This window comes from Curtobacterium sp. PhB190, assembly GCF_004365385.1.
Classification (GTDB): domain Bacteria; phylum Actinomycetota; class Actinomycetes; order Actinomycetales; family Microbacteriaceae; genus Curtobacterium.
On record NZ_SODN01000026.1, the window covers coordinates 1 to 1,489 of the forward strand.

2 protein-coding genes are annotated in these 1,489 nt (G+C 66.3%); one reads left to right on the top strand and one right to left on the bottom strand.

Translation table 11 applies throughout. The features are described 5' to 3' along the window. The coding region (locus tag EDF47_RS19665) for a MarR family transcriptional regulator (RefSeq protein ID WP_133939201.1) at window positions 1-285 on the top strand (285 nt) is incomplete at its 5' end. Between the two features lie 411 nt (window positions 286-696). On the opposite strand, the gene EDF47_RS19670 is transcribed toward EDF47_RS19665, so the two are convergent. Then, complete coding sequence (locus EDF47_RS19670) at window positions 697-1,062, bottom strand: winged helix-turn-helix domain-containing protein (protein ID WP_131847781.1); 366 nt, start codon at window positions 1,060-1,062, stop codon at window positions 697-699. Between the last annotated feature and the right edge of the window lie 427 nt (window positions 1,063-1,489).

Sequence of the window (1,489 nt, forward strand, 5' to 3'; positions counted from 1 at the left end):
CGCACGCCGAAGGAACTCGGCGGGTACCTGGAGATGGGAACGGGAGCCGTCACCGCGTTGCTCGACCGTCTGACCAAACGAGGTCTACTCGATCGGGTCCGCAACCCGGACGATCGCCGGAGCGTGCGGATCGAGCTGAGTGCCGACGGCTTCGCGGTGGTCGGCGCACTTCGCTCGGCCTACCGGCAAGCGCTCGAGAAATCGCTTCCTGTCGAGAACGTCAACGTCTTCATCCACTTCACCGAACGCATCTCGCTAGCGTTCCGTGAGGACAGCGTCAACTGAACGACACCCCGACGGCAAGCACTCCACCGCCGCCTGAAGCTCGGCATGAACGGACAATGACGTCGAGCTTGGTTGGAACCTCTACCCCAGGACCGCGGAAAAGCAGCGGGCTCCCCGACAGCGCACCCACCTCTGCCCCGCAGCAGAACGCACCGGAAGCCGCCTGAACGTCGGCGGTCAGATCATTTCGGCGGTGACCAGCTACGGCCGAAAGCGCGCATCGACACGACACCCCGATCCGCGTCCGTCACCGCTCCCGTCGACGTCTCGGTACCGAAATCGCCCGCTGGAGAGGAGTAGGTGCCGGGGTGTCGTCCCGGAAACACCCGGTCGGGCGTCCCGCATTGCCGGAAGGGGGCCAGTGTGCCGTTGGCGAGCAAGCTCTACCGGACGGCATCCCACCCCACTTGCCTACGCCGTGGGCACCCGTGCCGTCACTGACGGCAGCGATGGTCGGTCGTCAGGTGCGGTGAAGAAGTCGCGGTAGCGGACGGCGCCGGCGATGAAGTAGCCGTCACCGGGCACCGACCGCACCACACCGTCGGCGATCAGTGCCCGGTACGCGTTCAGGATCGTGTGGATGCTCAACCCGGACGTTGCTGCCGCGACTCGGTACGGCGGCAACTGATCACCCTCCAAAAGGACGCCATCAGCGATGGCGTCCCGGACGAGCTGCTCCACTCGTTCCTGCAACGACCACCCCGACCGACGATCAGACGACAGCACCACCCGGAACCTCCCTACCGCGCTCACGCCGGCAGGATGCTCATGGCGCATTGGGGCGTCCCTTGTCTGTGAGAAGCGCGGGGCGAGACACCGGATCAGGTAGCAGCCCACCCCGCTGAGAGCGGGAACCACCCAGCTGCTGTCCACAGTCTGCCTCAACCATGCCCTCGTACCGTGCAGTCGATGACGAAGCCCTCACCGCGCCGCCAGAAGCCCGCCCGGGAGCCTGCGCATGCGTTGGTGGCAGTGGGCGCTCATCGGTGCCCTCACTACCGGTACCGCCACGCTGGTCGTCGCAGCGCTGCTGAAGTGACCCCGCTCAGTGCGGTCCGCGGGACGTTGGTGGTTCCCGGGAGCGACGCAATGTTCGGGTCATCCCGCCACCCCGGGATAGCGCACTCCCCCACCAGCCTCAAGGCAGGAAAGGCAAGTCTCTCGAACGGGAAACGAGTGTCACGCAAGCATCACTGCCGCGGAG

What these genes read in the sequence shown, in the direction of transcription:
- EDF47_RS19670 (WP_131847781.1), bottom strand. Translation starts at nt 1,062, where the DNA reads ATGCGCCATGAGCATCCTGCCGGCGTGAGCGCGGTAGGGAGGTTCCGG.